Source organism: Mesorhizobium sp. WSM1497, from assembly GCF_001672455.2.
Classification (GTDB): domain Bacteria; phylum Pseudomonadota; class Alphaproteobacteria; order Rhizobiales; family Rhizobiaceae; genus Mesorhizobium; species Mesorhizobium ciceri.
In genome coordinates, this window is record NZ_CP021070.1 from 3401409 (window position 1) to 3427499 (window position 26091).

Here is a 26091-nt window from a genome sequence, read left to right on the forward strand (position 1 = left end):
CGGGAGGATTATCGATGATCAAGTCACTTGTTGGTGGCGTCGTTGCCGCCACTGCATTCGTCATGCTCAATTCGGCCGCCATGGCCGCCGGACCCGAAATCGTGTCGGGTCCCGCCGCTCAGGCGGACTGTTTCGCGCCGTGGAGCGCAGAGACCAAATTCTTCAAATATCCCAAGAAGGAGGGGCCGTTCCGCATCGCCTTCGCCAATGGCTATATCGCCAACACCTGGCGCATCCAGATGGTGCAGACGGCCAAGGCCTACGCCGCGCAACCTGAAGTCAAAGCCAAGATCAAGGAATTCAAGGTCGTCTCGACGGGCGAGGACGTGCCGGCACAGATCTCGGCGATCAACAATTTCATCGATTCCGGCTATGACGCCATCGTCACCGACGCCCAGAATCCGACGGCCTTCGGTCCGGTCATCAAGCGTGCCAAGGAAGCGGGCATCGTGCTGGTCGCCTTCGACAACATTCTCGACACCAAGGACGCCATCAACGTCAATGTCGATCAGAAGGGTCTTGGCGAATTGTGGGCCAAGTGGCTGGTCGGCAAGATACCGAACGGCGGCAAGATCCTGGAAGTGCGCGGCGTCGCCGGCACCTCCGTCGACACCGATCGTCACAACGGCATCCACGAGGTCTTCGATGCGTCCGGCAAGAAGTGGGACGTGACCGAAGTCGCCGGCAAATGGGATGACGGCGTGGCACAGAAGGTGACCGCGGATGCGATCGCCACCAACGGTCCGTTCGACGGCATTACCGGGCAGGGCGGCGACACGGGCATCGTGCAGGCGATGATCGACGCCAAGCATCCGTTCGTGCCGTTTGGCGGCGAGACCGAGAACGGCTTCCGCAAGTTCTGCGCCGCGCATTCAGCCGACGGGCTGAAGTGCTCGTCCGCGGGCTCGGGCCCGGCTCAGGTCGCCGTCGCCATCAAGACCGCGATCGCCGCACTCGAAGGCGAAGTCGTGCCACAAGAGGTGAAGCTGCCGCTGGCGATCGCCGAAGACCCGAACATGAAGGAAGGCACGGATTACTTCCCCAAGGAATCCGACAATTTCTTCGTCGGCAATTCCTTCCCGACCTGCGGCATCAATTTCAGCGCCCAGGAAATCATGGGTCAGACCAAGGAAAACCAGTAAATCATCGCTGGCTGTCACCTGGCGCCGCGGCTTGAGCCGCGGCGTTTGTCTCAATTCCACAATCGCCCTGGGAGGGCCGATGGACGGTGCGGCTCCGCTCTTTCGTATGGAAGGCATATCCAAGCGCTATGGCGGTGTACGCGCGCTGGAGAAGGCCGAGCTTGTTGTCGAAGCCGGCAGCATTCACGCCATTCTCGGTGAAAACGGCGCCGGCAAGTCGACGCTGATCAAGGTCATGGCAGGTGTCGTGGCGCCGGATGAGGGGCGCATGACGCTGGACGGGCGCGAGGCGACCTTCGCTTCTCCGGGTGCCGCCAACAAGGCCGGCATCGTCTGCATCTTCCAGGAACTGTCGCTTGTCCCCGAGCTAAGCGTTGCCGACAACATCGTCATTTCCGACCCGCCCAAACGCTTCGGCATGATCGACCGCAAGGCGCAACGCCGCATCGCCGAAGAAGCACTTGCTCGTGCCGGCGCCGCCGACATCCACCCGCTGGCGTTGGTCAAGGACCTGCCATTGTCGCGCCGGCAGATGGTCGAGATCGCCAAGGCATTGGCACGCAAGCCGCGCATCCTCATCCTCGACGAGGCGACCTCCGCGCTGACTGCCGCGGATGTCTCGAAGATCTTCGCGGTGCTCAAGCGGCTGCGCTCGGAAGGGCTGGCGCTGCTTTACATCTCGCACCGCATGAACGAGATCGCCGAACTGGCGGATCAGTGCACGGTGTTCCGCAACGGCCGCAATGTCGCCAGCTATCCAGCCGGCTCGAAGAGTGACAATGAGGTGGTCGAACTGATGATCGGCCGCGAATACAGCCATATCTTTCCGCCCAAGCCGACGGCCGTGCCTGCCGCCGCGGCCCCCAGGCTCGAGGCCCGCAAGCTCTCATGGGCCGACCGGCTGCACGACATCTCGCTGACCGTCAGGGCAGGTGAGGTGGTCGGCCTTGGCGGCCTCGACGGCCAGGGCCAGCGCGAATTGCTGCTCGCCTTCTTCGGCGTGCTGCGCGGCCTCAGCGGCCAGATCCTGATCGACGGCAAGCCTGTGTCGATCACCAGTCCATCCGTTGCGCGCGACGACGGCATCGGCATGGCGCTCATTCCCGAGGACCGCAAGACCGAAGGGCTGATGCTGCCGATGACGGTGCGCGAGAACCTGTCCTTCGCCGCCCTCGACCGGTTGTCGAAAGCCGGCATCATCGACCGTGCCGCCGAGCAGCGGCTGATCGACGACATGGTCGGCCTTTTGGCGATCAAGACGGCGGGCCTCGACATTCCGGTCGGCGCGCTTTCGGGCGGCAACCAGCAGAAGGTGGTCATCGCCAAATGGCTGATGCGCCAGCCGCGCATCATTCTGCTCAACGATCCGACGCGCGGCATCGACGTCGGCACCAAGCAGGAGCTGTACCAGCTGATGCGCAAACTGGCCGACGCGGGTGCGGCGATCCTGTTCTACTCGACCGACTATGACGAGCTGATCGGCTGCTGCGACCGTGTGCTGGTGCTCTATGACGGGGCGGTCAAGCGCGAGCTGGTCGGCGCCGAGATCACCGAGCGGGCGCTGATATCAAGCGCGCTCAACATCCATGGCGAGGACAGCCCGGTGGGCCTGGGAGTGGGCGCATGAAGGATTGGCGTTACTGGCTGGCCGAGCAGCGCGGAACGCTGCTGGCGTTCGGCATCTTCATCGTCATGTTCGTCATCTACACCTCGAACCATCCGGCCGGCTTCACCGCCAATGTGGTGCAGACGGCGGCCAACAAGGGCGTGCTGCTCGCCTTCGTCGCCATGGCGCAGACGCTGGTGGTGATCACCGCCGGCATCGACCTGTCCGTCGGCATGATTTTTCTCCTCACCAACTGCCTGGCTTCGTGGCTGGTGGTGGGAACGCCGATGCAGACGACGCTCGGCGTCATCGCCGTGCTGGCGGTGGGACTGCTGTGCGGCGCCATCAACGGCGCCATCGTCATCTATGGCCGGCTGCAGCCGATTGTCGCCACCATTGCCACAGGCGCCGTCTATTACGGCATCGGCCTGTTGCTGCGGCCATTTCCGGGCGGCTCGGTCAATGAGGACCTGGCCGATGCGCTGACCGGCCGTGTGTTCGGCGTGGTGCCGGCAAGTCTCGTCGTGCTGCTGGCCATCGTGCTGGTGATCTGGGTGCCGTTCAGCCGCTCGGTGCTTGGCCGCGCCGCCTACGCGGCAGGCTCATCGGAGACGGCGGCCTACATGTCGGGTGTGCCGATCCGGCGCGGCAAGTTCGCCGCCTACACGCTGGCCGGCCTGCTGGCGGCGATCGGCGGACTGTTCCTGACCTTCTTCACCTATACGGGTGAGGCGGCCTATGCCAGCGGCAACTCCTACACGCTGTTTTCGATCGCCGCCGTGGTGCTCGGCGGGGTTTCGCTGTTCGGCGGCAAGGGCAGCGCCATCGGCGCCATCTTCGGCGCACTGGCTTTCCGCACGATCGGCGACCTGTTGTTCGTCTTCGATTTCGATCCGCTCTGGCAGCCGCTGTTCCAGGGCGTTATCCTGCTGGTCGCCGTCAGCCTCGGCGCCTTCGCCCTGTTTCGGGTCCGCAACCGGCTGGAGTGGTTCCTGTGAGCGAAACGACGCTTGGCGGCATTGCCGGCCGCATGCCCAGATTCATCCGCCGCGCCGATCCGGCGGTGCTGACGGCCTTTGCCTGCATCGTGCTTTTGCTGTTCTTCGGCAGCCTCTATTCCAGAAGCTTCCTGTCGCCTGAATATCTCCTGCAGCAGCTCAAGGTGGCTTCATTCCTCGGCGTCATCGCGACAGGCATGATGCTGGTCATCCTGCTCGGCCAGATCGACCTGTCGGTGCCGTGGGCGGTGGCGGCGGGCGCCATGATGGCCTGCGCCGCGGCGGCGTACGGCCCGGTCGGCGTGGCGTTGGCCATCCCGTTCGGCATCATCTGCGGCATGCTGATCGGCGTCGTCAACGGCATCGGCGTCGCCTATCTGCGCATCCCCTCGATGATCATCACATTGGCCACCAACGCTGTCGCGCAAGGGCTGATGGTGGTCTACACCGGCGGCTTCTCGCCGCAGGATTCGGCGACGGGCGCGATGCGCTACCTGGCGACCGGTTTCGCCATTCCGGGCGTGCCCAACGCCGTCATCATCTGGGCGCTGATCGGGGCCGCGATGGTGTTCGTGCTGACGCGGACCGGCTTCGGCCGCACCGTCTACGGCATCGGCAACCGCGAGCGCGCGGCCTATCTCTCCGGCATCGACACAAGGCGCGTGGTGATGATCGCCTTCGCCGTCTCCGGCGGGCTCTCGGCTTTCGGCGGCGTGCTTCTGGCCGGCTATGCCTCCAAGGCGGCGCAGTCGATGGGCGACGCTTATCTGCTGCCGTCGATCGCCGCGGTGGTGCTTGGCGGCACCTCGATCCTGGGCGGGCGCGGCTCCTATCTCGGCACTGTCGCCGGTGTCATCCTCATCACGTTGCTGCAATCCATCTTGTCGGTCATGCAGATGCCGGAGGCGGGGCGGCAGATCATCTACGGTGTCGTCATCGTCGCCATGCTGCTGCTCTACGGCCGCGCGCCGGCAAGCCGCTGACAGTGGACGAAGCGGCAGCACAGGCGCCGACGAGCGCCCCCGGCTCGGTGCCGGCCATCGTGGTTATGGGCGTCGCCGGCTGCGGCAAGTCGGCGGTGGGCGTTGGGCTTGCCGCCGCTCTGGGCGTTACCTTTATCGAGGGCGACAGGCTGCATCCTCCGGAAAACGTCGCACGCATGGCAAGCGGCGAGCCGCTTACCGATCAGCTGCGCGAAGGCTGGCTCAACGCGATCGGCGAGCGAATCGCCGCGTCGGTGGGGCAGGGCAACGGCGTGGTCGCCGCCTGCTCGGCGCTGAAGCGCAGCTACCGCGACCGGCTGAGCGGCTTCTGCCCGGAAATCGTCTTCCTCTATCTGGAGATCGACCCTGGTACGGCCAGGGAGCGCGTCGGCAGCCGCAAGGGGCACTTCATGCCGGCGAGCCTGGTCGACAGCCAGTTCGCCATCCTCGAGCCGCCGGCTGCGGATGAGCGCGCCTCGAAACTCAATGCCACACGCCCGGTCGGTGAGCTCGTCGCCGCCGCGGTCCGCCTGATACGCCGGTCATGAGCCTTCATCCATTCCGATGCCGATGCTGTCCGAGACCTCGGTCAGCCGCTGCCGGCGGGACCACGTCAGCATCTGCTCGGGGTAGAGCTTCAGCGCTTCCAGCAGGCGGTCGCGCTTAAGCAGGATGTAGTGCGCCTGCACAGTCATGTTCTTGGCGCCATCCCTGGCCATGTCCGTTGCCGGGCTGACAGATGCCTCCGGCGTCAGCTCGGGGCTGAGCACGGCCCGGTATTCGATGAAGGGAACCACTTCGAAGGTCGACATGGCAAACAGGGCTGTCCTGCCCCTGGCGGCAAAATTCGCCGGCGCCGAGGCGAGATGCGTCCAGCCGCTTTCGCCCATGGCTGCCTCGGTGAAGGTCGTGCCGGCATGGACGGTGTTGGTCATCGTCACCACGCCATTCTGCTTCAGGATCTTCTGGATGCGGATGGTGACTTGATAGGTGTCGTCGCGGCCAAAGACGACCCGGCTTTTCAGGAACCGGTTTTCGACATCGATCAGCGGCGGATTGAGGAAACGCAAGCCGAACGCCGATTCGGAAATACCGTGGGTGTTGACGCTCACCTGATGCGCTTCGATACCGGCCTCGTACAGCGCGCGCTTGCCGATGATGGTCTGGGCGGTGAACTGATCGCACCAGAGGATGGCGCCGTGGCCGCGCTGCAAGGCCGACCGCAGCCCCGCCAGCCCCTCCAGCCGGATCGTCGGCGACCAGCGGCCGGCCACCAGATGAGCGGCGAGCTGCAAGCGGCGGCGGTGGCGCGCTGCCAGCAATCCCTCGAACAGCTTGCGTGCATCGATACCATCGCCCAGCACCGCGAGCGTGGCGGCAGCGTAGGCCGGGAATTCCTTGCGCACATGGCGCTTGAGGCGAAACCTCGATACGCGGCCGCAGATCGGCGCCCACCACCGCACCGGCAGTGCCGCCGCCACCACGAGATAGAAGATAGACAGCAGGCCTTCGCGAAGATCCTTGTTGGAAAAGCGGCGAAGCCGGCCAGGGCGAACCAGCTTGCGGCTGAAGAAGCGTACATCCTCCGCCCGTTCCGGGACGAAGACGTCTGCGATGATTTCAGTGCGGAAACTGGCTGCCGACGGCAGCTTGCGGGCGGCCTTGCGGGATTTTTCTAACCACCACAGCCTCATCGGTCCAGCCCGTTCTTCGAACCCCGCTTTACTGCGTCGGCTTGGGCCGTGCAAGGTCATGTCCGCGCTCGAGACTTCCGCAAATTTCGCTTGCCCTAGACTTGAGACAAGCGCGCCGCTTACGAAGTGTTGATTTCGAAGGCCGGACGAAGATAGTCGTATCGCTATTCCATATATGGCATCAGCACATCTTCGATCCATTTCATGAACGCGCGGACTCGGCGCGATAGATTGTTCCGATGTGCGACGACGAGGGACACGGCGAGCGGCCGGCGACGAAAATCGGGTAGGATCTCGACAAGCGCTCCACTCTCCAAGTATCGGCCAATGCCCAAGAGTGGCGCCTGGATCAGGCCAAGGCCGGCGAGGGCCGCTGCTTCGTAGGTCTGTGCGCTGTTGACGTGTAGCGCACCTGGCAACTGAAGCGTCGCGTAGCTGTCGCCGTCCGGATATTCCCATCCATAGGGCCGCGCGCCCAGCAGCGTCGAAAAATGAATTGCCCTATGTTCCTGACGCTGGAGATCTTCCAGCGATCGAGGCACGCCATGGCGCGCCAGATAGGCGGGACTGGCTGCGTTGGCCATGCGCAACAGGCCCAACGGGCGGGCAATCAGGGTCTCGTCGCGAATGGGTCCAAGCCGCAATACACAATCGAACCCCTCTTGAACCAGATCGACTTGCCGATCCGTACTCGACACCTCCAGCTCCAACTCGGGGTGAGCCGCCATGAAATCCGGCAAAGCCGGTACGATCGTTGTGCGCGCCACTTCGGTCGGAAGGTCGACCCGCAAACGGCCGCGAAGTGCCACGCGGTCGCCTGCGAACATCGAGTGCAGATCATCGACTTCAGCAAGCAGATCGCGGGCGCGGGCATGAAATGCGCGTCCGTCCTCCGTCAACCGCACGCTGCGCGTCGTCCGGTGCAGAAGCCTGACACCCACATCTTCTTCCAGCTTGCGGACCGCCGTTGAGGCTCTCCCCTTTTGGATGCCCAGGCTATCGGCCGCGCGGGTGAAGCTCCCCATTTCCGCGACCGTTGTGAAAATGAGGATGGGTTCGAGATTCTGCATTTTCGTGCCTCGGATTGTTCCCCAAAAAGAGAACAGTTGGTTCATTTTCTCGGCATTTATCACATTTGAGAGGCACAGTAAGCTTCGAATATGGGATCTCCTCATCGGAGAATGACAAGTGTCCGAAACTGTGAACCTGCATCAGACACCGGAAATTATGACCTTGCATCGCGCCCTGTGGGCCGGCCGGATCATGAGCGCGTTTGTCGTCATCGCCCTGACGGCAGATGGCACTGTTCAGCTTTTCGCGCCGGCACAGATCGCCAGCATGTTGCAGGAAACCGGGTTTGCGATGGACCTGACCCGTGTCGTGGGTCCGATCATCCTCGCCTGCGCCATCCTCTACGCCATCCCGGTCACCGCCGTCCTCGGCGCGATCCTGGTGACGGGCTTTTTGGGAGGTGCCATCTGCGCCCATCTCCGCATCGGTGAGTTGGGGTCGCCGCCGGAAATCATCTCCCTGCTTCTGGGCGCGATGACCTGGGGCGGCCTCTATCTCCGCGATCCCCGTATCCGGGCCATTCTGCCGCTCATCCATTGAACCAACAGGGGCAGCTCTGTCCCCCGACATCAGGAGAAAACACATGTTCCTAGTAATGGGAATCACGGGAAAAGTTGGCGGCGCAACGGCAGAGCATCTGCTGGCGCACGGCAAGGAGGTACGCGCACTCGTCCGCAATCGCGACAAGGCGGCCAATTGGGCGAACCAGGGCGTGGAACTGGTAGACGGCGACTGGAATGATTCGGCAGCCATCGAGCGAGCCCTCAAAGGCGTCGAAGGCGCGTTCGTCATGTTGCCCCCTATCTGGGCGCCGTCGCCCGATTACAAAGAAGCGAGGAGCGTGATTGCTAGCTATGTCGAGGCTTTGACCAAGGCAGCGCCGCCGCGAGTGGTTGCGCTTTCGTCGATGGGTGCGAACAGAACAAGCGGGCACGGGGTGATCGCGGCTTGTCGCTTCTGGAGCAAGGGTTTCGCGGCCTGACATCGCCAACCGCATTTGTGCGCGCGGGGGGATTCTTCGAAAATTTCCTCTACGGCTTGCAGGTCGCGCAGGGCGGAATGCTGCCGGTCTACTACAATCCGACAAACCGGAAATCGACCATGGTTGCGACGAACGACATCGGCGCAGAGGTCGCAACCCTTTTGACCGGGTCGACGTGGTCAGGGCAGCGCATCGTCGAGATCGGTTCGATGGTCACCGCGGATGAAGTCGCGGAGCAGTTGGGTGAAGTCCTGAATCTCGCCGTGAAAGCCTTTGCAATTCCGCGTGCGGGGTGGGCGGAAGCGTTCGAGCAATTCGGCATCCCGAAGGGTCACTCCGGACCTGCCGAAGAAATGTTCGAGGCCGTGAATGCGGGATGGATGGACCTCGGTGTGGCGGGTACGGAGCACGTAGCGGGTACGACGTCCGCACGCGCTGTATTCGAGGCTGCGTCTGTGAACGGATAGGCCAAAACTGCATGAGGTTCTCCGTGATTTCGAGCTTCGCAACCCGAGATTTGGAGAACCTCTCCTTCAATGCAGGAATCTCTATCTGAACGCGATCGGCTTGAAGTCGGTGGTTTAGATCTGCGACGTCAGCTCGACCGGGAAATCGTCATTGTCGGCATCGCGCATGGCGGCGAGGCTGCGATTGTCCAGCACTTCGGCGATTGCCTGCCGCACCTCCAGCATCATGTGGCGGACCTGGCAGGTCGCCTCGTCGCAATCCTCGCAGCGTTGATACTGCGTGCGGCTGGCGCAAGGGATCGGCGCCAGCGGCCCGTCAAGCACGCGCACGACATGGCCGATCTTGATTTCGGAAGCCGGCCGGGCAAGGCGGTAGCCGCCTTCCTTGCCTTTGCGGCTCTGGACGAAGCCGGCATTGCGCAACTCGCCCAGAATGGCATCAAGGAATTTCTTCGGGATGTTGTTGGCCACAGCGATGTCATTGACGAAGGCCAATTGGCCGGCCGGCAGGCCAGACAGATGCACGAGGGCCTTGAGGCCGTATTTGCCTTTTTTTGTCAGCATGCCCAGATCAACCCATAAAAGCCCCAACCACTCGCATCTGGCGACTGTTTGTGTGCAAATAATGACGTCTTCGCCGCGCGATGATGTTTCGCGAAACAGCCACCAAATTGCACGTTAGGCACAAACGCGTTGATTCTTTGTAACGTTTTGCACTGAGAACGCGGATATTCCGCTGATAACCAGGTTATCGGCGTTCAAAAACGAAAAAAGCCGGCAGCGCGCCGGCTTTTTCGTCTGCTGTGCAGGTATCGCTGCCTCAGCGGCTGCCGTAGGTCTGGTCGAGCAGGCCGCCGGCGGCGAAATGCTCTTTCTGCACCTTGTCCCAGCCGCCGAAAACGTCTTCCACCGTCAGCAGCCGGACATCGGGGAAATCGGCCTTGTATTTCGCCGCCACAGCGGCGTCGCGGGCTCTGAGGCCGTTGCGGGCGGCGATGTCCTGGCCCTCCGGTGTGTAGAGGAAGTCGAGATAGGTCTTGGCCAGATCGCGCGTGCCGTGATCGTCGGCAACCTTGTCGACGATGGCGACCGGGAATTCGGCCAGCAGGCTGACCGAAGGCGTAACCTGCTCGAACTTGTCGTCGCCATACTCCTTGCGGATGCCGCGCGTCTCCGACTCGAAGGTGATCAGCACATCACCGATCTCGCGCTGCACGAAGGTGGTGGTCGCGGCGCGGCCGCCGGTGTCGAAGATCGGCACGTTGTTGAACAGCTTGGTGATGAACTCTTTCACCTTGGCGTCATCGCCCTTGAAGGCTTCCTTGGCGTAGGCGGTGGCCGCCAGATAGGTGTAGCGCGCATTGCCGGATGTTTTCGGGTTTGGGAAGATCACCTGCACGTCGTCGCGCACGAGATCGTTCCAGTCCTTGATGTGCTTGGGGTTGCCCGCGCGGACAAGGAACGAAGGCAGAGAATAGAAGGGCGAGGCATTGTCAGGGAAATCCTTCTGCCAGTCGGCCGAGACGAGGCCCTTCTTGACCAGGAAGTCGATGTCGATGACCTGGTTGAAGGTAACAACGTCGGCGCCAAGACCCTCGGCGATGGCGCGTGCCTGCGCCGAAGTGCCGGCATGCGACTGGTCGACGGTGACGCCCGGATGCTGGGCGATGAAAGCCTTGTTGACCTGCACGAACAGTTCGCGGCCGACATCATAGGATGCGTTGAGCAGTTTGTCGGCCGACCAGGCTTGGGAGGATGCAAGGAACAGGCCGGCGACGGTGGCAAGCCCGAGGAAAAATCGTTTCATGAAAACAGGCTCCGATGCAATGCGTTGATGGTCGGACCATAGCCGTGACGTATCATGCGCGACGAGGCATGCGCTGTCGGTTCGCGGCCTCGTCGTGGGAAAATATATCGCCTAAGTTGGCACCTGTTGGAATTCTGTTCCAGGAGATGGCTACCTTCGTCGGAGTTTTTCTGCGCCTTGTTTGCGGTGCTGCATGGCATATACAAAAGGCATATACAAAGAGCTGCCGCCATGCCCCAGAACCGTCATTCAACGCCGCCCAAGGAGGCGAAGCTGTTTCGCAACAACCGCAGCCCAACACGGGAGAGTTCACCCGGATCAGGAATCTGAAGGTCGAAAACTGGTTGGCGTAGCGCTTGAGCCGAGAATCAAGCCGCCGGAAAAAGCTTCCAGCGGCCGGGGCGGAACGCCACCCGGCTTTTTTGCGCCGCGGGATGATCGACCGGCAACTCGATTTCGACCCGCTGACGCTCACCACCGATTTCAAGCTCGACCCGGCGCGTGCCGGCGACGCGCCGGCTGGCGGCGACCGTGCCGGCGATGCAGCCGCTGCAGCCGTCCAGCAATTCGACATCGTGCGGGCGGAAGTAGAGCGTCGCATCGCCCGAGGGCTCGTTGGGCGCGGCAAGCCCGATCGGACGGTCGGCGAGCCAGATCTCGCCATTCTCGACTTTGACGGGAAGCGAGCTCGATTCACCGATGAAGCCGTAGACGAAGGGCGAGTTCGGCGTGTCGTAGATGTCGTCGGCGGTGCCGACCTGCTCGATGCGACCCTGGCTCATCACCACGACGCGGTCGGCAAGCTCCAGCGCCTCTTCCTGGTCGTGGGTGACGAAGACGGTGGTGTGGCCGGTGGCGTCATGGATTTCGCGCAGCCAGCGGCGCAATTCCCGGCGCACCTGCGCGTCAAGCGCGCCGAACGGTTCGTCGAGCAGCAGCACCTTGGGTTCGATGGCCATGGCGCGCGCCAGCGCCACGCGCTGCCGCTGGCCGCCGGAAAGCTGCGCCGGATAGCGCTTTTCCAGCCCCGACAGCTGGACAAGGTCTAGAAGCTCGGAGGCGCGGCGGCGGATCTCCTGCGCCGGCGGGCGCGACGGCCCGTGCCGGACCTTCAGGCCGAAGCCGATATTGTCGGCCACCGTCATGTGCCGGAACAGCGCATAGTGCTGGAAGACAAAGCCGACATTGCGATCCTGGATCGACTTGTGCGAGGCGTCCTCGTCGCCGAAGAAGATGTTTCCGCGCGTCGGCCGCTCCAGTCCGGCGATCAGCCTGAGCAGCGTCGTCTTGCCGGAGCCGGACGGCCCCAGCAACGCGATCAGTTCGCCCGACTTGATATCGAGCGACACGTCGTGGAGGGCCGGAAACCGGTCAAACTCCTTGCGCACGTTGGCAACGCGAACTTCCATGCAAATCCCTCTGTCAGTGTCCGCGCGTCGCGGCGATCTCGGCGCCGTAGCGCATCTCGAGAAGTGTTTTCAAGACCAGCGTGACGAGCGCCAGGCCCGCAAGCAATGAAGCGACGGCGAAGGCGCCGACGGCGTTGTACTCGTTATAGAGGATTTCGACATGCAGCGGCATGGTGTTGGTCAGGCCGCGTATATGGCCCGACACCACCGAGACTGCGCCGAACTCGCCCATGGCGCGCGCATTGCACAGGAGCACGCCGTAGAGCAGCCCCCATTTGACGTTGGGCAAGGTCACGTACCAGAAGGTCTGCCAACCATTGGCGCCAAGCGAAAGCGCTGCCTCCTCGTCGCCATTGCCTTGCTCCTGCATCAGCGGGATCAACTCGCGGGCGACGAAGGGGAAGGTGACGAAGATTGTGGCCAGCACGATGCCCGGCACGGCAAACAGGATGACGATGCCGTGCGCTTTCAGCCAGGTGCCGAGCAGCCCCTGGGCGCCGAATAGAAGCACATAGACGAGGCCCGATATGACCGGGGAGACCGAGAAGGGAAGGTCGATCAGCGTGGTCAGGAAGGCCTTGCCCTTGAACTCGAACTTGGCGATCGCCCAGGCGGCGGAGATGCCGAACACAATGTTGAGCGGTACCGAGATCGCGGCGACCAGCAGCGTCAGCCGGATCGCCGAGCGTGTGTCGGGATTGCCGAGCGCTTCGGTGTAGGCACCGATGCCCTTGGCGAAGGCTTCGTTGAAGACGATGATCAGCGGCAAGAGCAGGAAAATGCCGAGGAAGGCAAAGGCGACGGCCATCAGGGCCAGACGCGCCGGGCGGCTTTCCGTGACCGCCGCCGACTGGCTTTCATGGTGCGGTTCGTAAGATTTGATCTCCGGATCAGCCATAGCGCTTGCGGCTCCACGACTGTGCGAGATTGACGACCAAAAGCATGATGAATGACAGAGCGAGCATGATCGCCGCAATCGCGGTTGCCGCCGGGTAATTGTATTCCTCCAGCCGGATGACGATCAGCAGCGGCGCGATCTCTGATTTGTAGGGCAAGTTGCCGGCGATGAAGATGACCGAGCCGTATTCGCCGACGCCGCGCGCGAAGGCGAGCGCGAAGCCGGTGACGATGGCCGGCGCCAGGCCCGGAAACAGGATGCGGGTGATGATCTGGAAACGATTGGCGCCAAGGGTGGCCGCGGCTTCCTCCACTTCCTTGTCGATCTCCTCCATGATCGGCTGCACGGTGCGCACGACGAAGGGCAGGCCGATGAAGATCAGCGCGATGACGATACCCAGCGGGGTATAGGCGACCTTGATGCCGAGCGGCATCAGCAATTTGCCGATCCAGCCGTTCGGCGCGTAGAGCGTGGTCAGCGCGATGCCGGCCACAGCCGTCGGCAAGGCGAAGGGCAGATCGACCATGGCATCGACGATGCGGCGGCCGGGGAAGCGGTAACGCACCAGCACCCATGCGACCAGCGTGCCGAAGACGACGTTGACAGCAGCCGCGACGAAGGCAGTGCCGAAGCTGATTCTCAGCGCATTGATGGTGCGGCGATCGGTGGCGATCGCCCAGAATTCAGGCCAGCCAAGGGCGGCCGAGCGCCAGAGTAGCCCGGATAGCGGGATGAGAATGATGAGGGTGAGGTAGGCAAGCGAGAAGCCGAGCGTCAATCCGAAACCCGGAATGACGCTCGGCTGCCTGAATCGCCACCCCGCTTGGGCGGGTGCTGTGGTCATGTCGTCCTGAATATCGACTGCTTACTGGGGCTTGTAGATCTGGTCGAATATACCACCATCGCCGAAATGATAAGGCTGTGCTTTTTTCCAGCCACCAAACTGTGGATCGTCGATGGTTACAAGTTTGATCGGCGGCAGCTTGGCGAGGTCCTCGGCCGGCACCAGATCGGGCTTGGCAGGACGATAATGGTTCTTGGCGATGATCGTCTGCGCTTCCTTGGAATAGAGCCAGCTCAGATAGGCTTCGGCGATCTTGCGCGTGCCCTTGGCATCGACATTGGCGTCGACCACCGCCACCGGCGGTTCTGCCAGGATGGAGGTCGGCGGGTAGACAATGTCGAAATTGTCGGCACCGAACTCGTCGAGCGCCAGATAGGCCTCGTTTTCCCAGGCGATAAGCACATCGCCGAGACCCTTTTGCGCGAAGGTCACGGTCGAGCCGCGCGCGCCGGTGTCGAGCACCGGGGCATTGGCGTAGAGCTTGCCGACGAACTCCTTGGTCTTGGTCTCGTCGCCGCCGTCATTGGCGTTGGCGTAGGCCCATGCGGCGAGATAGTTCCAGCGCGCGCCGCCGGACGTCTTGGGATTGGGCGTGATCACCTGGACACCGTCCTTGACGAGGTCGCTCCAGTCGTGAATGCCCTTGGGATTGCCCTTGCGCACGAGGAAGATGATGGTCGAGGTGTAGGGCGCCGAATTGTTTTCGAATTTGGTGCGCCAGTCCGGATTGATCTTCTTCGACTTCGAGACGATGGCATTGATGTCGCCTTCGAGTGCCAGCGTCACCACATCGGCGTCGAGGCCGTCGATCACGGCGCGGGCCTGGGCGCCCGATCCGCCATGCGACTGCTGGACGGTGACCGTCTCTCCGGTCTCGGCCTTCCAATGGGCGACAAAAGCTTCGTCATAGGCCTTGTAGAGCTCGCGTGTCGGATCGTAGGAGACGTTGAGAATGGTGGTATCGGCAAACGCGAAACCGAGCGTGCCGAACTGGACAGATGTGGCGACCAGTGCGCCGAGCAGTTTCCTGAAATGAGGTTTGGTCATTTCTGCCTCCGTTGAACCCGCGCCAAATCTACCGAATTGGTAGAAATTAGATGCATTCAATGTTGCCTTTTTTGCCCCTCTTGAGAAAATGTTCGGCGCCATTTCGTCCTTTGGAGAAATATTTTCCTCTTGCGGCCAAAGGAAGAATCCATGGCCCTGCCACTCAGCCTATCTAGCAATGGGTAGTGCCGAGGCAAGGTGTGGAATTTGATCCGGTGCCTCAATCGGCGGTGATGGGAAAGTCGAAACGCTGTTTGGCGAACGGTTCGCTTTTCAGCGTGAAGTGCCACCATTCCCTTGCATAGTTCTTGAAGCCGCCGGCGCGCATGGCTTCGACAAGCATCTTGCGATTTGCCGCCGCTTCACTGGCAGGGCCGCGGTATGCGGTTTCGCTCATTGAATCAAAGCAGTCGAAACCGGTACCGAAATCGAGCGTGTCGGCATCCCCGGTGCCGCAGGCCGGGTTCGGGCTGGACCTGCGGTCCATCCGGGCGACGGCGACGTCGACGGTCGAGCCACGTGAATGAGTCGACAACTCTCCGATACAGCCCTTGGCGATCAGGTCGCTGCGCCTGACCTCCGGATACCATTGCGGATCGGGCGGCCCGCCCTGTTTTGTCCATTCGCCCATGTCGGCGACGGCGCGGGCAGGGCGGTAGCAATCGAACACCACCAGGGTCAGGCGTTTGGCCGCGATCGCTTTCTGGACAGCGGAGAGTGCCTTCGCCGCATCCTCGGTGAGGATGCAGACCGGGGCGCCATAGCCGTTCACCTTGCGGTGCAGAAAATTATCCGATCCGGCGTAGCGGATGTCCTGGCGGATCGAGGGGTCGACATCGGCGAGCCGGACAAAGCCGGCGGGGAGTGGGTCAGCGAGAGCAGGGAAGGTGATTGCCGTGACAAGGATTGTTGCTGCCAGTGCTGAGGCTGCCGACAGGAAAGGATCGCGCGAGGCACCCCCCTCTGCCTTGCCAGGCATCTCCCCCGCAAGGGGGGAGATTGGCAGCTTTGGCGTCCTGCTCCACCATTGATAATTGTCGAAAGCGGCAAGGACATCCGATCGCCCTCCTTGCGGGGGAGATCGCCGGCAGGCCAGAGGGGGGTGCCTCGGAACAGGCATGGGTGAGTATCCTGCTATCCGCTGAGCCTGTGGAAAGCCAATTCCACGAATCGCTTGCAGCCGTCTATTCGACAAACACCTTCACGCTCGCCGCACGTCCCGCGGCGTCGATGACGGTCAGCGTCGAATAGCCGGCGCCGTCGGGCTGCCAGGTCGCGGTGCGGCGACGGTCGATGCCCACCAGCGGCTTGCCGTTGGCCAGCCAGCGGAACGGCGCACGGCCGCCTTGCAGTTTCAGCACCAGCGGCGAGGCGTCGACCGAATTGGTGCCGAGATCGACGCGGGCGCCGTCGGGCGGGAAGATGATGGTCGGTGCGGGTTCGGTCACTGTCGCCTGCACCAGGCCGTCCGCTCCGGCGCCGAAGCGGGCGAGCGTCACCGGCAGGTCCTCGCGCCTGGGGCTGAACAGTCCGGGCGGCTTGCCCGGCAAGGGGACGGCGGCCAGGCCCGAGCGGACAAAACCGTCGAACAGGATGGGAGCGGCCGAGACATAACCGGACAGTCCGGGCACCGCGCCGGCGTCGGGACGGCCGACCCAGACACCGAGCACATAGCGGCCGTCGAAGCCGACCGACCACGCGTCGCGGTAGCCGTAGGACGTGCCGGTCTTGTAGGCAATGCCGCGCTGCAGGGCACCCTCGGGCGGCTTGACGCCCGACAGTATGTCGATGATCCGCCAGTTGGCCTGACCGTCGAGGATGGTGGCGCTGGTGCGCTCGGCATTGGCCGGCTCGGTGCCGTCATGCAGCGTGTGCGTCTTGCCGCCATTGGCGAGCCCTGTGTAGAGCTGGACGAGGTCGCGCAGCGTGACGCCTACGCCGCCAAGGCCGATGGCCAGGCCCGGCGCCTCGTTGACCGGCAGTATGGGGCTGACGCCGGCCTGGCGGAAGCGCGCCATCAGCCGCGTTGGCCCGACCGCGTCGAGCACGCGGATCGCCGGCACGTTGAGCGACAGTTGCAGCGCTTGCCGGATGCTGACATCGCCCTGGTAGCCCATGTCGAAATTCTTCGGCCGGTAGCCGGAGAAATCGACAGGGCTGTCATCGATCAGCGTCTCCTGCGCCACCAGGCCCTGTTCGAAGGCAAGACCGTAGATGAACGGCTTCAGCGTCGAGCCGGGCGAGCGGACGATCTTTGTCATGTCGATCCAGCCGGAGCGGCTGGCGTCGAAGAAATTGGCCGAGCCGACTTCGCCGAGAATGTCGCCGGTGCGGGAATCGGCCAGCACCATGGCGACCGACAGGCGAGGGCCGAGCTTGGTGGCGGCGTCCCTCGCCACCTGTTCCAACCCTTCCTGGACGCTCTTGCGGATCGTCAGTTGCAAGGGCTGGCCGGGGACGGCCTTGGGCAGCATCGCATAGGCTGCGTGCGCAGCGAGGGCCGGCAGGGTACGGCGCAGGCCCGACACATCGTCGAGGGCGGCACGCGCGGCCTCGCGCTCGCCGAGCAGTCCGGAGGAGACCATGCGGGTCAGCACCCGGTCGCGGGCGGCGTGGGCAATCTTCAAATTGCGGTCGGGCCGCCGCTTTTCCGGCAGCTGCGGCAGAGCGACGAGCAGGGCGGATTCGGAAACGGTGAGCCGTTTCGGCTCCTTGCCGAAATAGGCCAGCGAGGCGGCGCGCACGCCTTCCAGATTGCCGCCATAGGGCGCCAGCGTCAGGTAGCGTTCGAGGATTTCGCGTTTCGACAGCCGCCGTTCGATCTGGATGGCGCGCAGCATCTGCTTGATCTTGGAGCCGAGGCTGCGGCTTTCGCGCGGCTCGATCAGCCGGGCAAGCTGCATCGAAAGCGTCGAGCCGCCGGAAACGATGTGGCCGCTGGTGGCGAACTGGCCGGCGGCGCGCGCCAGCGCCAGCACGTCGACGCCCTCATGGTCCCAGAAACGTTTGTCTTCATAGGTGACCAGCATGTCGACGAATTGCTTGTCGACCTGGTCGAGCCGGGTTTCGAGCCGCCAGTAGCCGTCCGGCGTGGCGAAGGCGCGCAACAACTGGCCGTCGCGGTCCTGGACTTCGGTGGAGACCGTGAGTTCGGCTGGAAGCGGGGGCGGGAAGGCGCGGTCGAGTTCCCAGAGGGACGCGGCGGAAAGGGCGAGGATGCCGGCGCACCCTGCCGCTCCAACAGCGAATTTGCGAAGCATCTTCATGGCAGTAAAGATGCCCCCTCATCCGGCCGCTTCGCGGCCGCCTTCTCTCCGGTGGGGAGAAGAGACTGGCGCCAGCGCTGGCCGTCTCCTCTCCCCTCGGGGAGAGGTCGACCGAGCGAAGCGGAGGGCGGGTGAGGGGGCACTTTGCTCATCGCGTCCATCACCATCAGCGCCTTACGGCGCCTTGATCTCCATCATGCCGGTGGCGGTGCGGGCCGAGTATTGCGGCCGATACATGTCTTCCACCGTTGCCGCGGGGTGCGCATAGGTACCCGGCGTCACGGCGCGCACGACATAGGCGAGGGTCAGATTGTGGTCGTGGTCGCCGTCGGCCGGGTTGAATGCCGCGACGAAACGGTCGTCGCGGAATTCGAGATGGGCCGCATCGGTCTGCGCAAGCCACGAGAAGTTCGTCAACTGGGCGCTGGAGACCAGGCCGGGATTGTCGATCTCGAAGCCGGCCGGCAACAGGTCGGTGACCAGCAGGCGCGACGGCCATGTGTTCTGCTCGTTGACCTTGAGCACGACGACATAGCGTTCGTTCTGAGTCGCCTCGGTGACATTGGCTTCGGTGCCGTCGAGCTTGTAGTAAGTGCGGCTGATGGTGAAGCCGTCGCCGCCGGCCGGCAGCGGCTGGACCGGCGACGCCACCGTGGTGACGACGGCCTGCAGCGGGGTCTTGCCGGTGTTGGCGATGGTCAGCGGGCTGTCGACAAGGTCAGAGCCTTCGACCTGGTTGGAGTAGCCGCCGGAATGCGCCGCGCCATTGACGGTCAGCGTGATCGTATCATTGCCTTCTTTCAGCGCGCGGGCCGCCAGCAGCATCCAGGATTCGTCCTGGGTGCTGGTCCAGCGGGCTTCGGCGCGTTCCCTGGTCACCAGCTTGATCAGCTCCGGCACGATTGTCGGTACCGGCTTGGATTCCGCCGCCAACGCCAGCATCGCCGCGCCATCACGCAGCCGCGAACCGTAGTCGGAGCGGTAGTAGTCGTAGTCGGTGGTCGACTTGGCCAACTGCAGGGCAGTCTTGAACGTCGATTCCGCACGCGGTGTATCGCCGTAGAGCGCCAGGCTTGCCGCCAGCTGGGCAACGGCCATCGGGCTGGAAAAAGCTTCGAGCTGCGTGTCCGCATAGTAGCGCAGGTCGCCGATCGAGGCCTTCTTGTTGCGGGCCAGAACGTAGAGGGCGTAGGCGATCTCGCTGCCCCGGTCCTGGACGCTCTGGTCGTAGCCGAGTGAGTTCTGCAGGTTGCTGAGCGCCTGGTTCATGGCCAGGCTCGGCACGTCGTATTTCTGCTCGCGTGCCCTGGTCAGGAAGTCGGTGACATAGGCATCGAGCCACAGATCGCCGGAGCCCGGGCCCCACAGGCCGAAGCTGCCGCCCGAGGCCTGGTAGCTCAGAACCTTGTAGATGGCGTCCTGGATGCGGCCATGGATATCGGGATCGCTGGCCATGCCGATGCCGGACGCCAATTCATTGACGTAGAGAAGCGGCATGGCGCGGCTGGTGGTCTGCTCGGCGCACCCATAGGGGTAGCGGTCGAGCGTCATCAGCAGCGAAGGCACGTCGAAGGCGGCAGCCTGCGAAACGCCGACGCTGACAGAGGCGCCGTCGAGCAGGCTTGCCGCGAGCAGCTCCTTGTCGACGCGAAGCGCGCCGCCATCGCCCTTGAGGTCGACCACCAGGCGGGTGGTGACCGGTAATTGCGCCGGGCGCACCGGCACATAGAGCGTCTGCTCGACCTTGGTGCCGTCGGCATGGGCAAGCTTGATGGTGAGCGAGGCATTGCCGGCCGTCTGAGCGATCAGCGGCACGGTCAGCGTCTGGCGCTTGCCATGGGCGAGCGTCAGCTTCTGGGGCAGGGGCTTGTCGCCCGTCGACAGGTCGCCCGTCGTTTCGATCGAGAACGCATAGTCGCCGGCCGGACCATCGGTGTCGGCGACGTCGAGGCGCATAACGGCGGCGTCACCAGGCGCCAGGAAGCGCGGCAGGCCGGCGGTGATGACCACGGGATCGCGCACGATCACGTCGGACTGGGCGTGGCCGACCGCGTCCTTGGTCCAGGCGACGGCCATGACGCGCACGGTGCCGTTGAACTGCGGGATGTCGAAGCCGACCCGCGCCTTGCCGTCGGCGTCAAGCTCGGCGACGCCGGAGAAGAAGGCGACCAGCTTTTCGGTCGGCGGGCTGCCTTGCGCCTGCATGTTGGCGCCGTCGCCGCCGGTCCTGAGCTTGCCGGCGTTGCCCAGAGAACCGTCGATCAGGCGACCGTAGATGTCGCGGATTTCCATACCCAGCATGCGCTGGCCGAAGAACCAGTTCTCCGGATCCGGCGCCTTGTAGTTGGTCAGGTTGAGGATGCCGACATCGACGGCGGCAACCATGACATAGGCGTTGCTGCCCGGCTGCACGCCGGCGACCGAAACCGGGATCCACAGCTGCTGGCGCGGCATGGTCTTGTCCGGTGGCGTCAAGGTGATGGCGAGCTTCTTCGAACCCGGATCGACCTTCAGCCATTTCACGCCGATGGCGCGGGCCGGCATGCGCGTCTCCTGCGCATCGCCCGGCCGGAACAGGGTTGCAGTGACATAGGCGCCGGCGCCCCAGTCGTCGCCGACCGGAATGTCGACGGTGCTGCCGCCGGCCGGCACTGACGCCGTGATGGTCTTCAACAGCTTGTCGGAGCCGATGTTGATCAAGAGTTCGCCGGCAAAATGCGGCGAGATTTTCAGCTTGGCCACTTCGCCGGCGGCATAATTGTCCTTGTCGAGGGCGATTTCGAGGCCGTCAGGCGTTTCGGTGGTGGTCGAGGAGACATACCAGCCGGCGTCGAACTCGTAGCTGGTCGCCGGTCCTTCGGGATCGGCGGTTTCAACCTCGAGCCTGTACTGACCCCAATCGACCGGCACGGAGACCGTTGCGTCGCCGTCGGCGTTGAGGTCGACCTGGCCGTTGGCGATCGACTTGGTGAAGGTCACCGGCTCGTAATTCCACGAATTGTTGGAGCGGTACCACTGGTAATTGCGTTCGACCTTGACCAGCGTCCATTGCGCGCCTTTCAGCGCCTCACGCTTGCCGTCGGGATCGACGGCGATCAGGCTGAACTTGGCCGTGCCGCCCTGCGGCACTTCATTGTCGGCGAAATCCGGACGAATGCCGATCATATGGCCCTGCGGGCGGATGCCGATGTTGAGCGAGCGCTCGATGGCGCGGCCGCCGGTTTCACGCATCCTGACCGTCACCTTGGCGTCGACCAGCTTGGTGGTCGAGGGCAGTTGGTCGACGGAGACCGGGAAGGTCACCTTGCCGTCATCGCCAACCACCGGCAGATCGGCGAGGGGGGTGACCGTGGGTTCGGCCGACTGCTCGTCGGCGAGACCGAAGGAAAAGCCCTGGAAACGGTCCCAGTCGCGCGACGTCGACAGCGTCAGCTCGCCTTCCAGCACCAAGCCTGCTGCCGGCGCGCCATAGAGGAAGCGGCCGTCAATGTCGATGTTGGCGGTTTCGCCCTGGGCGATTTCCTGCTTGTCGGCCTTCATGTCGAATTCGATGCGATCCGGCACGAAATCCTCGACCAGGAACATCTGGCTGGCCACCGCGGGCTGCTTGGGATCGGTGTAGATCGACACCGACCAGGTGCCGCGCATGGCGTTGGGGGCGAGCGGCAGGTCGACGGCATGGCCGCCGGCTGATGCGCCGTCGCTGACGATACGGCGGTCCTCGACGCCGTCGGGGCGCGAGAAGATGAAGGTCAACGGCAGGTTTTCGACCGCCTTGGCGGCGCCGTCGCGAGCAAGTGCGGCGACATGAACATCCTCGCCGGCGCGGTAGATACCGCGTTCGGTCCAGGCATAGACGTCGAGCGCACCTGGCGCCGCGCGCCCGGTGACGCCGCGGTCGGACAGGTCGAAGCCGGCCCGGCCCATGTCGAGGAAGACGAAGTCATTGTCGCCCTGCTTGGCCATCAGCACGGCCGGCACCATGCCGCCGTCGCCGCGCGTCAGGCCGGGGTTGAAGACGGCATGGCCGTCGGCATCCGACGTCGCCGTGCCCAGAACCTCATTGTTCCTGGCGACCAGCGTCAGTTCGGCGCCGGCGATCGGCTTGGCGCTGCCCAGCGAACGGGCAAAGACGTTCAGCCCGTCCTGACCGGTATAGGTCGACAGGCCGATGTCGGAGACGACGAACCATTGCGTGGCCATCGAGTTGTAGTCGTCGCTCTTGTCGTTGACGGCCTGGGCGGTCAGCACGTAGACGCCGGGCTTGCGCTGCGGCACCGCCTCGTCGACTGGGAAGGAGGTGGTGACCTCCTTGTTGAGGTCATTGGCGATGTCGAGCTGGCCTTGCCAGACCGGCGCGCCCATCTGCTCGGAAATGTTGGAGATGTCATAGCCGTCCAGCTGGTGCAGGAACTGGTAGCCCGACAGAAGCTGTGCCAGCGAACGATCGCCGATGCGATAGAGCTTCATCTCGGCGGCGTTCATGTTGACGGTAACGATCGGAATACCGCGGCGCGCGCCGGCCGGCAGCACGAAGCTGTCGCCAGTGAAGCGGGCGGACGGTGCGCGGTCCTGCACATAGATCGACAGCACCACGGGAGCCGCGGTCACTTCGCCGATTGCCGCCGGCAGGCCGGCGCGGAAGGTGACGTCGTAGTGCTGGCCATGCTCCAGCCCTTCGACGCAGATCTGCTTGTCCTTGGCCTCGACGCCCTTGGGCGGTGCATTGTCGACAGTGACGAATTGCGCGTAATCGACGCCGGTCTTGACCAGATCCTCGGAGAATTGCGCGCAGATGCGCGGCGCGCTGGTGTCGGCGTCGATGGTGTGGTCGATAACGCGGAAACCCTTGCGCGCCTTCAGATCGGCATAGTCGGCCTGGACCGCCGGCGACGGGTTCAGGGCAAGGCTCGCCTCATAGGCCTGTAGCGCCGGCCGGTAGAGATCGCGCTTGTCGAGGCCGTTGCCGAGCAGCGCCAGCACTTCGGCGCGCGTCTTGGTGGTGCGCAGTAGTTTATAGGCGTTGAATGCGGCCGAAGTGCCGTTCGTCGGCAAAGTGGAAGCTTCGGATGTGCTGGCGGCGGGCTGCACGGCCAGCGTTTCACGCGCCAGGTTGAGCCAGAGCTGGCCATCATCGGGCAGTACCGAGACAGCGGCCTCGTATTTCAGCATGGCGGAGCGGTGGTCGCCGGTCAGCACGGCCTGTTCGGCGGCACTCAGCAAGGCAGCCATGCCTTCTGTCGGCTTGTCATAGGCCGGGCCGAGCAGCTTGTTGCGGTATTGCTGGGCCTGGTCGGCCATCCAGTTGGGGAAGAAGGCGAGTTCCGGCGGCGCGCCGATATCAGGATCGCCATCGATGTTGACGACCTTGCCGGCGACCGCGCCATTGAAGGTTTTCAACTGGTTGTAGTCGGATTTGAGGAAGCACCATTTGGCTTTTTTATTGTAGGTGAAGGCACGGCAGGCCGGGTCTCCCAGGCATGTCGTCTTGCACTGGTCGATTGTCACATTCTGGTCGGACCTGAGATCAAAACCGAAATAATCGGAATTGTCCGTTGTCGCGATACGCCGGGCCTCGGCCGCTTGCGCGACGCTGCTCCAGGCCAGGACATTGGCCCAGGCAAAAAACAGGAGAATCAGAATCGAAAGACCACGAGCCGCGCGCATTGCCATAACACCCCTCCAGACACAGCTGACGTCCGGGCATGATCAAGCTTCAGTCAGGCTTGTCAACACAAGGACGCGGCAGGGGTCCGCCTGCCAACGGTTTCCTTTCCGATCGATGACCGGTAGTACCTCCATAGGACAGGGGATCACGCTTTCTTGCGGCGACGCAAAAGGTGTGAATTCCAAGCCCGTCCTATTTCAGACAATTGGATTGTGGCCCCTTTACGAGCGCTTCAGAACTTCATTCCAATTTTAGTTTTGTAACCTAGGTTGTCTTAATGCCGGCGCATGAAGAGCAGATGTCAGGAGGTCGCGCGCCAGGGCGTGCGTTTCCGCGCGCCCTGCTGCTGGCCATGATGTGCTCGACCGTGCTCGTCGCCGAATCGCCCCCGGCGGCCGCTTTCGAGCTTTTCGGCATCAAGCTGTGGGGATCGTCCAGCGACGAGGATGCCGACATCGTCGATCCGCTGCGCTACGCCGTGACCATCAATGCCCCCGACGCCGACAAGGACCTGGTCAAGAAGCTCGAAAATGCCTCGGCGCTGAAGGGCGACGAGGAGCGTCCGGTTTCAGGCTCGCTCGGGCTGATGGCCAAGGCGCGCAGCGACCGCGAACAGCTTGTCGCCGCGCTCTATGCCGATGCCCGCTACGAAGGCGTCGTCACCGTCACCATCGACGGCAAGCCGCTCGACGATTTGCCGCCGGATGCCGAATTCAAGGGTCCGCAGCCGGTTCCCGTGGCGATCGACATTGCTAGCGGGCCGAAATTCACCTTGGGCAATATCAGGCTGCAAGGCGACGCGGCAGGACTGATGAGCGCCGATTATGGCCTGATATCAGGCGGCGACGCCGGATCCGGCGCAGTGCTCAAGGCCGAAGCGCTGATCGTGCGGACGCTGAAGGAGCAAGGCAGGCCGCTGGCAGAGGTGACGGACCGCCAGATCGTCGCCGACCATGCCACCTCGACGCTCGACGTGACGCTGACGGTCGCCGCCGGACCGGTCGCCGGCTATGGCCCGACCACCGTGGAAGGCACCGAGAAGGTCGACCGCGACTTCACCGAATACATGACCGGCCTCAAGCGCGGCCGGCAATACTCGCCGCAAGAGATCGACGACGCGCGCGACCGGTTGCTGGCGCTCGAGGTCTTCAACAGCGTGACGTTCAAGGAAGCCGACAAGCTCGATGCCGACGGCAACATTCCGATCGGCGTCCAGGTCAGCGAGCGCAAGCCACGCTATTTCGGCGTTGGCGGCACTTTTTCCAACACCGAGGGGCTGGGCCTTGAGGGCTATTGGGGCCACCGCAATTTGTTCGGCCGGGCCGAGAAGCTGCGCATCGATGGCAAGATCAGCGGCATTGGCAGCAACGATCTCGGCGAACTCAACTACAATGCCGGCATCATGTTCGAGAAACCCGGTGTGATCGGACCGGCATCGAAGTTCTTCGCCGGCGTCAAGACGGTGCTCGAACATCCTGATGCCTATGACCATTTCTCGGTCAAGGGCAGCGCCGGCCTGTCCTACGAACTGACCAAGAAGCAGACGGTTTCCGCCGAGGTGGCGCTCGACTATTCCCGCATCCACGACGCTTTCGGCAAGCACAAATACCTGATCGCCAGCATTCCGCTGCAATATGTCTACGACAACAGGGACAACCGCCTGAACCCGACCAGCGGCTTCCGGGTGCTGGCCTATGCCGAGCCGAGCTACGACATTTTGAATGGTGCGGCCTTCCTGAAGCTCAAGGGCGAGGGATCGGCCTATCAGTCGCTGGATTCGGCTTCCAAGTTCGTGCTGGCCGAACGTGTCGCCATCGGGTCGATCGTCGGCACCGGGCTTCAGAATGTGCCGGCCGACCGGCGCTTCTATTCCGGCGGCGGCGGTTCGGTGCGCGGCTACGCCTATCAGGGCATCGGTCCGAAGGATTTCACCGGCCAGCCGATCGGCGGCCTGTCCTTCTTCGAAACCTCGGTCGAGATGCGCATCGCCATCACCGACACGATCGGCATCGTGCCGTTCGTCGATGCCGGCACCGTGTCGACCAAATCGGTTCCCGATTTCTCCGATGTCAAGGTCGGCGCCGGCGTCGGCCTGCGCTATGTCACGCCGTTCGGGCCGCTGCGCATCGACGCGGCCGTGCCGCTCAACCGCGATCCGGGCGATCCGCATTTCGGCATCTATGCCGGCATCGGACAGGCATTCTGAGCG

Annotated in this window: 20 protein-coding genes; 9 read left to right on the plus strand and 11 right to left on the minus strand. The window is 63.6% G+C overall.

Going from position 1 to position 26091, the window contains the following annotated elements:
• The first annotated feature begins 14 nt into the window (after positions 1-14).
• The 5 genes from A9K65_RS16585 to A9K65_RS16605 all read left to right on the plus strand — a co-directional run bounded on the left by A9K65_RS16585 (position 15) and on the right by A9K65_RS16605 (position 5277).
• The gene (locus tag A9K65_RS16585; RefSeq protein ID WP_013530863.1) at positions 15-1142 is read left to right on the plus strand and encodes a sugar ABC transporter substrate-binding protein; all 1128 of its coding nucleotides are present in this window, start codon (positions 15-17) and stop codon (positions 1140-1142) included.
• A 79-nt stretch (positions 1143-1221) separates the two neighbouring features.
• Positions 1222-2769: a sugar ABC transporter ATP-binding protein gene (locus A9K65_RS16590; RefSeq protein WP_027160690.1), complete on the plus strand. Its 1548-nt coding sequence runs from the start codon at positions 1222-1224 to the stop codon at positions 2767-2769.
• Positions 2766-3746, plus strand: coding sequence for an ABC transporter permease (locus tag A9K65_RS16595; RefSeq protein ID WP_013530865.1), 981 nt, complete (start codon positions 2766-2768; stop codon positions 3744-3746). Before A9K65_RS16590 ends, A9K65_RS16595 begins: the two co-directional genes overlap by 4 nt.
• Complete coding sequence (locus A9K65_RS16600) at positions 3743-4729, plus strand: ABC transporter permease (protein ID WP_013530866.1); 987 nt, start codon at positions 3743-3745, stop codon at positions 4727-4729. Before A9K65_RS16595 ends, A9K65_RS16600 begins: the two co-directional genes overlap by 4 nt.
• Before the next feature lie 2 nt (positions 4730-4731).
• The gene (locus tag A9K65_RS16605; protein WP_064993864.1) at positions 4732-5277 is read left to right on the plus strand and encodes a gluconokinase; all 546 of its coding nucleotides are present in this window, start codon (positions 4732-4734) and stop codon (positions 5275-5277) included.
• Here the strand turns inward: A9K65_RS16605 and A9K65_RS16610 are convergent.
• Together A9K65_RS16610 and A9K65_RS16615 are read right to left on the minus strand one after the other, a co-directional pair.
• On the minus strand, positions 5272-6423 hold the full coding sequence (locus tag A9K65_RS16610) for a hypothetical protein (protein WP_064993863.1): 1152 nt from the start codon (positions 6421-6423) through the stop codon (positions 5272-5274). The genes A9K65_RS16605 and A9K65_RS16610 overlap by 6 nt on opposite strands.
• Before the next feature lie 164 nt (positions 6424-6587).
• Positions 6588-7493, minus strand: coding sequence for a LysR family transcriptional regulator (locus tag A9K65_RS16615; RefSeq protein WP_064993862.1), 906 nt, complete (start codon positions 7491-7493; stop codon positions 6588-6590).
• A 118-nt stretch (positions 7494-7611) separates the two neighbouring features.
• On the opposite strand from A9K65_RS16615, the gene A9K65_RS16620 reads away from it, so the two are divergent.
• Genes A9K65_RS16620 through A9K65_RS36000 form a run of 3 tightly spaced genes read left to right on the plus strand, consistent with a single transcriptional unit; the run spans position 7612 to position 8943 of the window.
• On the plus strand, positions 7612-8034 hold the full coding sequence (locus A9K65_RS16620; protein WP_027160687.1) for a DoxX family protein: 423 nt from the start codon (positions 7612-7614) through the stop codon (positions 8032-8034).
• 43 nt (positions 8035-8077) lie between these two features.
• The gene (locus A9K65_RS35995) at positions 8078-8476 is read left to right on the plus strand and encodes an NAD(P)H-binding protein (RefSeq protein ID WP_245321821.1); all 399 of its coding nucleotides are present in this window, start codon (positions 8078-8080) and stop codon (positions 8474-8476) included.
• Positions 8443-8943, plus strand: a complete 501-nt coding sequence (locus A9K65_RS36000) for a hypothetical protein (protein WP_245321822.1) — start codon at positions 8443-8445, stop codon at positions 8941-8943. The genes A9K65_RS35995 and A9K65_RS36000 overlap by 34 nt, the downstream gene beginning before the upstream one ends.
• Positions 8944-9057: 114 nt before the next feature.
• On the opposite strand, the gene A9K65_RS16630 is transcribed toward A9K65_RS36000, so the two are convergent.
• From A9K65_RS16630 to A9K65_RS16670, 9 genes are all read right to left on the minus strand, one after another.
• Positions 9058-9507: an Rrf2 family transcriptional regulator gene (locus A9K65_RS16630; RefSeq protein ID WP_013530871.1), complete on the minus strand. Its 450-nt coding sequence runs from the start codon at positions 9505-9507 to the stop codon at positions 9058-9060.
• Positions 9508-9763: 256 nt separating this feature from the next.
• Positions 9764-10750, minus strand: a complete 987-nt coding sequence (locus A9K65_RS16635; protein ID WP_013530872.1) for a sulfate ABC transporter substrate-binding protein — start codon at positions 10748-10750, stop codon at positions 9764-9766.
• Between the two features lie 368 nt (positions 10751-11118).
• The gene (locus A9K65_RS16640) at positions 11119-12159 is read right to left on the minus strand and encodes a sulfate/molybdate ABC transporter ATP-binding protein (RefSeq protein ID WP_013530873.1); all 1041 of its coding nucleotides are present in this window, start codon (positions 12157-12159) and stop codon (positions 11119-11121) included.
• 13 nt (positions 12160-12172) lie between these two features.
• On the minus strand, positions 12173-13057 hold the full coding sequence (gene cysW / locus A9K65_RS16645) for a sulfate ABC transporter permease subunit CysW (RefSeq protein WP_013530874.1): 885 nt from the start codon (positions 13055-13057) through the stop codon (positions 12173-12175).
• Positions 13050-13901 (minus strand): sulfate ABC transporter permease subunit CysT, encoded by an 852-nt coding sequence (cysT, locus tag A9K65_RS16650; RefSeq protein WP_013530875.1) that lies wholly within the window; start codon positions 13899-13901, stop codon positions 13050-13052. Before cysT ends, cysW begins: the two co-directional genes overlap by 8 nt.
• A gap of 21 nt (positions 13902-13922) precedes the next feature.
• Positions 13923-14948, minus strand: a complete 1026-nt coding sequence (locus A9K65_RS16655) for a sulfate ABC transporter substrate-binding protein (protein WP_013530876.1) — start codon at positions 14946-14948, stop codon at positions 13923-13925.
• Positions 14949-15168: 220 nt separating this feature from the next.
• Complete coding sequence (locus A9K65_RS16660; protein WP_245321824.1) at positions 15169-15927, minus strand: M15 family metallopeptidase; 759 nt, start codon at positions 15925-15927, stop codon at positions 15169-15171.
• A gap of 205 nt (positions 15928-16132) precedes the next feature.
• Positions 16133-18214, minus strand: a complete 2082-nt coding sequence (gene pbpC / locus A9K65_RS16665; protein ID WP_064993861.1) for a penicillin-binding protein 1C — start codon at positions 18212-18214, stop codon at positions 16133-16135.
• Between the two features lie 174 nt (positions 18215-18388).
• Positions 18389-23887 carry an alpha-2-macroglobulin family protein gene (locus A9K65_RS16670; protein WP_064993860.1) on the minus strand — a complete coding sequence of 1833 codons (5499 nt, stop codon included), beginning with the start codon at positions 23885-23887 and terminating at the stop codon, positions 18389-18391.
• A gap of 272 nt (positions 23888-24159) precedes the next feature.
• On the opposite strand from A9K65_RS16670, the gene A9K65_RS16675 reads away from it, so the two are divergent.
• Complete coding sequence (locus tag A9K65_RS16675) at positions 24160-26088, plus strand: autotransporter assembly complex family protein (RefSeq protein ID WP_064993859.1); 1929 nt, start codon at positions 24160-24162, stop codon at positions 26086-26088.
• Positions 26089-26091: the final 3 nt, after the last annotated feature.

Bases quoted from the DNA above. Each gene is read 5' to 3' on its own strand.
- A9K65_RS16585 (WP_013530863.1), top strand. From the start codon at position 15: ATGATCAAGTCACTTGTTGGTGGCGTCGTTGCCGCCACTGCATTCGTC.
- A9K65_RS16590 (WP_027160690.1), top strand. From the start codon at position 1,222: ATGGACGGTGCGGCTCCGCTCTTTCGTATGGAAGGCATATCCAAGCGC.
- A9K65_RS16595 (WP_013530865.1), top strand. From the start codon at position 2,766: ATGAAGGATTGGCGTTACTGGCTGGCCGAGCAGCGCGGAACGCTGCTG.
- A9K65_RS16610 (WP_064993863.1), bottom strand. From the start codon at position 6,423: ATGAGGCTGTGGTGGTTAGAAAAATCCCGCAAGGCCGCCCGCAAGCTG.
- A9K65_RS16615 (WP_064993862.1), bottom strand. From the start codon at position 7,493: ATGCAGAATCTCGAACCCATCCTCATTTTCACAACGGTCGCGGAAATG.
- A9K65_RS35995 (WP_245321821.1), top strand. From the start codon at position 8,078: ATGTTCCTAGTAATGGGAATCACGGGAAAAGTTGGCGGCGCAACGGCA.
- A9K65_RS16630 (WP_013530871.1), bottom strand. From the start codon at position 9,507: ATGCTGACAAAAAAAGGCAAATACGGCCTCAAGGCCCTCGTGCATCTG.
- A9K65_RS16635 (WP_013530872.1), bottom strand. From the start codon at position 10,750: ATGAAACGATTTTTCCTCGGGCTTGCCACCGTCGCCGGCCTGTTCCTT.
- A9K65_RS16640 (WP_013530873.1), bottom strand. From the start codon at position 12,159: ATGGAAGTTCGCGTTGCCAACGTGCGCAAGGAGTTTGACCGGTTTCCG.
- cysW (WP_013530874.1), bottom strand. From the start codon at position 13,057: ATGGCTGATCCGGAGATCAAATCTTACGAACCGCACCATGAAAGCCAG.
- cysT (WP_013530875.1), bottom strand. From the start codon at position 13,901: ATGACCACAGCACCCGCCCAAGCGGGGTGGCGATTCAGGCAGCCGAGC.
- A9K65_RS16655 (WP_013530876.1), bottom strand. From the start codon at position 14,948: ATGACCAAACCTCATTTCAGGAAACTGCTCGGCGCACTGGTCGCCACA.
- A9K65_RS16660 (WP_245321824.1), bottom strand. From the start codon at position 15,927: ATGCCTGGCAAGGCAGAGGGGGGTGCCTCGCGCGATCCTTTCCTGTCG.
- pbpC (WP_064993861.1), bottom strand. From the start codon at position 18,214: ATGAAGATGCTTCGCAAATTCGCTGTTGGAGCGGCAGGGTGCGCCGGC.
- A9K65_RS16670 (WP_064993860.1), bottom strand. From the start codon at position 23,887: ATGGCAATGCGCGCGGCTCGTGGTCTTTCGATTCTGATTCTCCTGTTT.
- A9K65_RS16675 (WP_064993859.1), top strand. From the start codon at position 24,160: ATGCCGGCGCATGAAGAGCAGATGTCAGGAGGTCGCGCGCCAGGGCGT.